Annotated in this window: 1 pseudogene; it reads left to right on the forward strand. The window is 66.3% G+C overall.

The features are described from left to right. A pseudogene (locus DMB80_RS28325) lies at positions 1-392 on the forward strand (prolipoprotein diacylglyceryl transferase); the annotation flags it as partial.

Consider the following 392-nt stretch of genomic DNA (forward strand, 5'->3'; position numbering starts at 1 on the left):
GAAGCGCTGACCGCTGATGAGGCGTCGGAGTCTGTCGAGTCCGAGTCTTCGGAGCCTGAGGCGGGTCTGGGTTCGGTCGATGCCGATGAGGTTGCGGAGGCGGTCGGTGATGCTGAGGTTGCGCATGCCGTCGCTGTCGAGGGTGAGGATGCTGCCGAGGCGCTGACCGCTGATGAGCCTGAGCCCGAGTCGTCGGAGTCTGTCGACCCCGAGTCGTCGGAGCCTGAGGCGGGTCTGGGTTCGGTCGATGCCGACGAGGTTGCGGAGGCGGTCGGTGATGCTGAGGTCGCGCGTGCGGTTGCGGTTGAGGGTGAGGATGCTGCTGAAGCGCTGACCGCTGATGAGGCGTCGGAGTCTGTCGAGTCCGAGTCTTCGGAGCCTGAGGCGGGTCT

The sequence above is a fragment of the Mycobacterium kyogaense genome, from assembly GCF_003254575.1.
GTDB classification, from domain to species: Bacteria; Actinomycetota; Actinomycetes; order Mycobacteriales; family Mycobacteriaceae; genus Mycobacterium; species Mycobacterium kyogaense.